Genomic DNA, 6156 nt, shown 5'->3' with positions numbered 1-6156 from the left:
CGGCAGGACCGCGCCGACCTGTGCGCCGGGTTCCAGCAGGCGGTCGCCGATGTGCTGAGCGCCAAGCTGCGCCGCGCGCTGACGGCTTATCTGGACGAAGCGCCGGGGCGCCCGACCGTGGCCGTCGCCGGGGGCGTGGCGGCAAATGCCGCCATTCGCGCCCGGTTAGAGACGGTTTGCGCCGATCTTGGCGCGCTGTTTGTCGCGCCGCCGCTGGCGCTGTGTACCGACAATGCGGCGATGATCGCCTATGCCGGGCTGGAACTGTTCGCGGCCGGGCAGCGCGATGATCTGACCCTATCGGCCCGGCCGCGCTGGCCGCTGGACCAAAGCCGCCCGGCGCTGGTGGGCGGCGGGCGCAAGGGGGCCAAGGCATGACCGTGGCAGTGGCCGGCTCGGGCGCCTTCGGCACCGCCATGGCGGCGGCACTAGCGCGCAAAGGGCCGGTGATCTTGTGGTCGCGTTCCGCCGACCAAGTGGCGGATATTCAGGCCAACCGGTGCAACAGCGCCCGCCTGCCCGGAATCGACCTGCCCGAGGGGCTGTCGGCCACTGCCGATTTCGCCGCGCTGCGGACGGCCGAAGTTATCCTGCTGGCGGTGCCGATGCAGCAACTGCGCCACCTGCTGACGCAACATGGCGATCTGCTCATGGATCGCCGGCTGGTGGCCTGTTGCAAGGGGATCGAGCTGAACACCGGGCTGGGCCCGGTTGCGGTGATCGCCGAAACGCTGCCCGCGGCCACAGCCGCGCTGTTGACCGGGCCCAGCTTTGCCGCCGAGATCGCGCGCGGCCTGCCAACCGCGCTGACGCTGGCCTGCGCCGACGCGGATGCGGGCGAGATGCTGCAACAGCAGCTGTCCACCCCCAGCCTGCGCCTGTACCGCACCACCGATACCACCGGCGCCGAGCTGGGCGGCGCGCTGAAAAACGTGATCGCCATCGCCTGCGGCGCGGTGATCGGCGCCGGTCTGGGCAATAGCGCGCGCGCCGCGCTGATGACGCGCGGCTATGCCGAGATGCTGCGAATGGCAGCGGCGCTGGGTGCGCGGCCGGACACGCTGGCCGGGCTGTCTGGCTTTGGCGATCTCACGCTGACCTGTACCTCGGAACAGTCGCGCAACTACCGGCTGGGCCTGTCGATCGGGCGTGGCGATGACTTTGATCCGTCCATCACCGTCGAAGGGGCGGCCACCGCCCGCGCGGTGGCGGCCAGCGCACAGGCGCGCGGCATCGACATGCCGATCACCAAAAGCGTGGTGGCGTTGCTGGACAAGAAACAGACCCTAACCGAGCTGGTGAGCCAGCTTTTGACCCGTTCACTCAAGGAGGAATAGACCATGCTTGTTGCACTGATGGCGCGGGACAAACCCAAGTCTCTGGATATCCGCAAGGCCAACCGGGCCGCGCATCTGGACTATATCGAAGCCACCGGCGTGGTCAGCATGGCGGGGCCGTTCCTGGACGAAAACGGCAGCATGACCGGCTCGCTGGTCATTCTCGACGTGGCTGATATGGACGCGGCGCGCAACTGGGCCGAAAACGACCCCTATGCCAAGGCCGGGCTGTTTGAAACCGTGGTGCTGAGCGAATGGAAGAAGGTGGTCGGCTGATGGCCTATTGGCTGTTCAAATCCGAACCTTCGACCTGGAGCTGGGACAACCAGGTGGCCAAGGGCGAGGCCGGCGAAGAATGGGATGGTGTGCGCAATTACCAAGCCCGCAATTTCATGCGCGAGATGAAGCTCGGCGATCGCGGCTTCTTTTACCATTCGCAGAGCGAAAAGGCGGTGGTCGGCATTGTCGAGGTCTGCGCCGAGTCCCATCCCGACAGCACCACCGATGACACCCGCTGGGACTGCGTCGACATCAAGGCGGTGCGCCCCTTCGAAACCCCGGTGACGCTGGACCAGATCAAGGCCGAAGCGCGGCTGTCCGAAATGGTGCTGGTGAAGAATTCGCGCCTGTCGGTGCAGCCGGTGACCGAGGCGGAATGGCAGGTGGTCTGTGCGCTGGGCGATACAAAACCCTAGGCGCATGAACCACTTGGGTACATAGTGTCCCTATCCAACCCGAGATGGAGGTCGGCAATGGGCATTGTGGCAGTGATCGTGGCGGCGGTGGCGGGATTCGCCTTTGGGGCGGTCTGGTATATGAGCCTGTCCGGCCCTTGGCTGCGTGCGACGGGGATGGAGCTGGATGCCCAGGGCCAGCCGGTGAACAAGGCCGGCGCGCTGCCCTTCGTGATCTCGGGCGTGACCATGTTGCTGGTGGCCGGCATGATGCGGCACACTTTCGCAATGACGGGAATCGACACCGCGGGGAAAGGGCTGGTGACCGGGCTGGGCGTCGGGGCGTTTTTCATCACCCCCTGGATTGCGATGAACTATGCCTATTCGATGCGCAATCCGCGGCTGATCGCGATCGATGGCGGTTATGCGATCCTGGGCTGTGGCGTGATCGGCCTGGTGCTGGGGCTGTTCTGAAGGCGCGAGTCGGAGGGCCCGGCGCAAGGCCGGAACCCTCCCTCACCCACGTGCTCCCTACGCACCACACGTGAAACTAAACAGGTTCCGGCCATCCTGGCCACAAGGCGGACGTTAGCCGCCTTGCGGATCGCGGGCAAATAAATTGCCCGGGGCATCTGAATCAATTGCCCCGGATCACGGCAGCGAACTCAGCCGTAGACCGCCTCTTTGCCGAAATGTTTGGTCAGCAGGTAATAGATCACCGGGCGGTACTTGTTGCGCTCGGACTGGCCGTAGGTGTCAATCACCGAGGCGATGGCGGCGTCCAGTTCGGGGCCGTCGGCAAGGCCCAGCTTCTTGATCAGGAAATTGGTTTTCACGGTTTCCAGCTCGGAAGGCTGACTGGATGCAACGGTTTCGGCATCGGCATCATAGATCGACGGACCACAGCCGATTGTCACTTTGGTCAGCAGATCCATATCCGGCGATACACCGCATTTCACCTTCAGATCCTCAGCGTATTTAGCGATCAATTCGTCGCGCTTACCCATGGCTTTCTTCCTGTCCCTTTTTAATATCAAAGCGAAAACAGGGTATTCCCCGTTTTCACCGGCGAGCCTAGCGCCCCGATCCCCATTTCAGAAGTTAAAATTTGGGCGGGGAATACCTGCGGTTGCCGTCGCTGCCCCGGCGCAGACCGGTTCGGCGCGAAAAATGCAAACGGCCCGGTCGCCCGGGCCGCGCATGAATTTAACCTAGCGGCTTATTCGGCCGACAGCAGTTCCGGCACCGACAGCAGGATGAATTCGTTATGCGCCGCCTTGCCGATCTCGCGACCGCCCGAGAAGGGCAGATTGTTGTCATTGGCCACCATGATGTGGGTCTCGTCGACACGCACCACATCCTCGATGGTGAAGAACGGGAAGGTGAACGGGCCCTCGGCGGGTTTCAAGCCGTCCAGGGCCAGCCCGTCGGGATCGGCGATGTTCATCAGGTCGATATGGCCGATGCGGCGCACGAACCCGTCCTCGTCGACATCGGTGGTGTCGATCAGCACCACGTTTTTCACCTTGGCCGGGTGCGGATAGCAGCCGGACAGATCGGTGGCGCCCTCGGCGCAGCCCAGCGCGACATCGCCTTCGCCGTTGTCGCGTTCGATGACCAGCGCGCGGGTTTCATCGATGAAGTTGAAATCGCCGATCGCGGTGGCACCCTCGCTGAGGGCGAATTTCAGGCTGTCGCCGGTCCAGTCGCCCCGGGCCGGATCAAACAGCATAACGCGCAGGAAGTTGCCCTCGGTGGCGCCGCTTTCCAGCAGGATCGGCTTTTCCAGCATCGCCCACAGCAGGTTTCTGCCAGGCTGCAAGGCCATGCCTTCATACCCGCCCGAACGCTGAACCTGGTAATCCTTGCCCGCCTCGGCCGGAACGAAGACACCGGCGGTGTCCGGGCTGGTCAGAACCTTGCCGTCCAGCACGGTCTGGACCACCTCCAGCACCCGTCCGGTCAGGTCGGCCTTGATCAGGTAGGGACCGAATTCGTCGCCGATCCAGACGGTATCGCCCAGCACCTGAAGGCTTTCGAGGTCGAAATCGGCGCCGGTCAGATAGCGGCTGTCGGTGCCTTCATAGGCGATGCGGAAGGGCACCTTGCGGTCGGGGTCGTGCAGAAAGATGGTCTCTTTGCGCTCGACCATGCCGGCTTCGAAATCCGGCGCCATCTTGTGGAAGAACAGCAGCGCGTCGGGGCTGTTGCGCTTGCTGCCAAAGCCGTTGTCGGTCAGCACATAAAAGCTGCCGTCCTCGGCGCGGTTCATCGCAAAGCCGGACATGCCCTGGACCGGCTGGCCGATAAAGGGCAGCGCGATGCCGGTGTCGTGACCGCCATACCTCTTGCCCACATTGCCCATCACCGACATCGGCACCTCGTTCCGCGAGGCTCCGGTGAATTTGCCCGAGATCCAGGCATCGGCGGGTGCATCGGCGGGCGGCGCCACCAGCGACAGGGCGGGCAGCACGGCATGGCCGGCCAGCGTGGCGGGAAAGCTGTCTTCGGCAATGGCCGGGGTGGCCAACGCGGCAAACAGCGCAACGGCGGAAAAGGAAAGACGCATCAGTCGGGTCCTTGCGGGTTGAGAGGATATCGCCGCTGCTAGGGCCTGACTGTGACACTGGTATTTCGGTCCGGTGTCGGATTGATAAAGCTATTTTGACAGGGCCGGGAGAAACGAAAAATGCCAGCCCATGACAGGCTGGCATTGAATCTCACCCGGATGGGGCGGGATCAGTAGCGGTAATGCTCGGGCTTGAACGGGCCTTCCGGTTTGACACCGATATAGGCCGCCTGTTCGCCGCTGAGCGTGGACAGTTTCACACCGATCCGGCCCAGATGCAGGCGCGCGACCTTTTCATCCAGATGCTTGGGCAGGATATAGACTTTGTTTTCGTACTGGTCGCCCTTGGTGAACAGTTCGATCTGCGCCAGGACCTGGTTGGTGAACGAGGCCGACATCACGAAAGACGGATGGCCGGTGGCGTTGCCCAGGTTCAGCAGGCGGCCTTCGGAGAGCAGGATGATCCGGTTGCCCGAGGGCATCTCGATCATGTCCACCTGGTCCTTGATATTGGTCCATTTGTGGTTCTTCAGGCTTGCGACCTGAATTTCGTTATCGAAATGGCCGATATTGCCGACGATGGCCATGTCCTTCATCTCGCGCATATGCTCGATGCGGATCACGTCCTTGTTGCCGGTGGTGGTGATGAAGATGTCGGCGGTCGAGACCACATCTTCCAGCGTGACCACCTCGAACCCGTCCATCGCCGCCTGAAGCGCGCAGATCGGATCGATCTCGGTCACCTTCACCCGGGCGCCGGCACCGGCCAGCGACGCGGCCGAGCCCTTGCCCACATCGCCATACCCGCAGACCACGGCGACCTTGCCGGCCATCATCACGTCGGTGGCGCGGCGGATACCGTCGACGAGGCTTTCCTTGCAGCCGTATTTGTTGTCGAATTTCGACTTGGTCACGCTGTCATTCACGTTGATCGCCGGGAACGGCAGGTGGCCCTTGTCCATCAGCTGGTACAGGCGGTGGACGCCGGTGGTGGTTTCTTCGCTGACGCCCTGTATCTTGTGGCGCTGCTTGACGAACCAGCCGGGGGTTTCGGCCATACGCTTCTTGATCTGCTTGAAGAAATAGATCTCTTCTTCGCTGGTCGGCGTCTCGATCAGGTCGGTTTCGCCTTCTTCGACACGGGCGCCGATCAGGATATACATGGTCGCATCGCCGCCATCGTCGAGGATCATGTTGGCGCCGTCCTCGAACTGGAAGATCTTGTCGGTATAAGACCAGTACTCCTCCAGCGACTCGCCCTTGACGGCAAAGACCGGCGTACCGCTTTGCGCGATGGCGGCGGCGGCGTGGTCCTGGGTCGAGAAGATGTTGCACGAGGCCCAGCGCACATCGGCGCCCAGCGCGACCAGCGTCTCGATCAGGCAGGCGGTCTGGATGGTCATGTGCAGCGACCCGGCGATGCGGGCACCTTTCAGCGGTTTGGAACCGCCATATTCCTCGCGCAGGGCCATCAGGCCCGGCATTTCGGTTTCCGCGATATCAAGTTCCTTGCGGCCAAATTCGGCGAGAGAAATATCCTTGACAATATAGTCCTGAGTCACCCCGTGGGTCTCCT

General features: G+C 63.0%; 7 protein-coding genes and 1 pseudogene. 5 read left to right on the top strand and 3 right to left on the bottom strand.

Annotation, left to right across the window (positions count from 1 at the left end; all coding sequences use genetic code 11):
- From CVM52_RS07435 to CVM52_RS07415, 5 genes and pseudogenes are all read left to right on the top strand, one after another.
- Positions 1-378 (top strand): annotated as a pseudogene (locus tag CVM52_RS07435) (tRNA (adenosine(37)-N6)-threonylcarbamoyltransferase complex transferase subunit TsaD); the annotation flags it as partial.
- Entirely contained in the window at positions 375-1337 is a 963-nt protein-coding gene (locus CVM52_RS07430) for an NAD(P)H-dependent glycerol-3-phosphate dehydrogenase (protein WP_100161873.1), read from the top strand. The pseudogene CVM52_RS07435 and the gene CVM52_RS07430, both read left to right, overlap by 4 nt.
- A gap of 3 nt (positions 1338-1340) precedes the next feature.
- Positions 1341-1613 (top strand): YciI family protein, encoded by a 273-nt coding sequence (locus tag CVM52_RS07425; protein WP_100161872.1) that lies wholly within the window; start codon positions 1341-1343, stop codon positions 1611-1613.
- Positions 1613-2032, top strand: a complete 420-nt coding sequence (locus tag CVM52_RS07420) for an EVE domain-containing protein (protein ID WP_100161871.1) — start codon at positions 1613-1615, stop codon at positions 2030-2032. Before CVM52_RS07425 ends, CVM52_RS07420 begins: the two co-directional genes overlap by 1 nt.
- A 57-nt stretch (positions 2033-2089) precedes the next feature.
- The gene (locus CVM52_RS07415) at positions 2090-2485 is read left to right on the top strand and encodes a DUF1761 domain-containing protein (protein WP_100161870.1); all 396 of its coding nucleotides are present in this window, start codon (positions 2090-2092) and stop codon (positions 2483-2485) included.
- A 191-nt stretch (positions 2486-2676) separates the two neighbouring features.
- On the opposite strand, the gene CVM52_RS07410 is transcribed toward CVM52_RS07415, so the two are convergent.
- From CVM52_RS07410 to ahcY, 3 genes are all read right to left on the bottom strand, one after another.
- Positions 2677-3018, bottom strand: coding sequence for a DUF2853 family protein (locus CVM52_RS07410; RefSeq protein ID WP_100161869.1), 342 nt, complete (start codon positions 3016-3018; stop codon positions 2677-2679).
- Positions 3019-3230: 212 nt separating this feature from the next.
- Positions 3231-4580 carry an esterase-like activity of phytase family protein gene (locus CVM52_RS07405; RefSeq protein ID WP_100161868.1) on the bottom strand — a complete coding sequence of 450 codons (1350 nt, stop codon included), beginning with the start codon at positions 4578-4580 and terminating at the stop codon, positions 3231-3233.
- 170 nt (positions 4581-4750) lie between these two features.
- Positions 4751-6142: an adenosylhomocysteinase gene (gene ahcY, locus CVM52_RS07400; RefSeq protein WP_100161867.1), complete on the bottom strand. Its 1392-nt coding sequence runs from the start codon at positions 6140-6142 to the stop codon at positions 4751-4753.
- Between the last annotated feature and the right edge of the window lie 14 nt (positions 6143-6156).

The sequence above is a fragment of the Pseudooceanicola lipolyticus genome, assembly GCF_002786325.1.
GTDB lineage: Bacteria > Pseudomonadota > Alphaproteobacteria > Rhodobacterales > Rhodobacteraceae > Pseudooceanicola_C > Pseudooceanicola_C lipolyticus.
This window is presented reverse-complemented; position numbering and strand designations above follow the sequence as displayed.

Excerpts from the sequence above, each read along its gene's own strand:
- CVM52_RS07430 (WP_100161873.1), top strand. The coding sequence starts at position 375 with ATGACCGTGGCAGTGGCCGGCTCGGGCGCCTTCGGCACCGCCATGGCG.
- CVM52_RS07425 (WP_100161872.1), top strand. The coding sequence starts at position 1,341 with ATGCTTGTTGCACTGATGGCGCGGGACAAACCCAAGTCTCTGGATATC.
- CVM52_RS07420 (WP_100161871.1), top strand. The coding sequence starts at position 1,613 with ATGGCCTATTGGCTGTTCAAATCCGAACCTTCGACCTGGAGCTGGGAC.
- CVM52_RS07415 (WP_100161870.1), top strand. The coding sequence starts at position 2,090 with ATGGGCATTGTGGCAGTGATCGTGGCGGCGGTGGCGGGATTCGCCTTT.
- CVM52_RS07410 (WP_100161869.1), bottom strand. The coding sequence starts at position 3,018 with ATGGGTAAGCGCGACGAATTGATCGCTAAATACGCTGAGGATCTGAAG.
- CVM52_RS07405 (WP_100161868.1), bottom strand. The coding sequence starts at position 4,580 with ATGCGTCTTTCCTTTTCCGCCGTTGCGCTGTTTGCCGCGTTGGCCACC.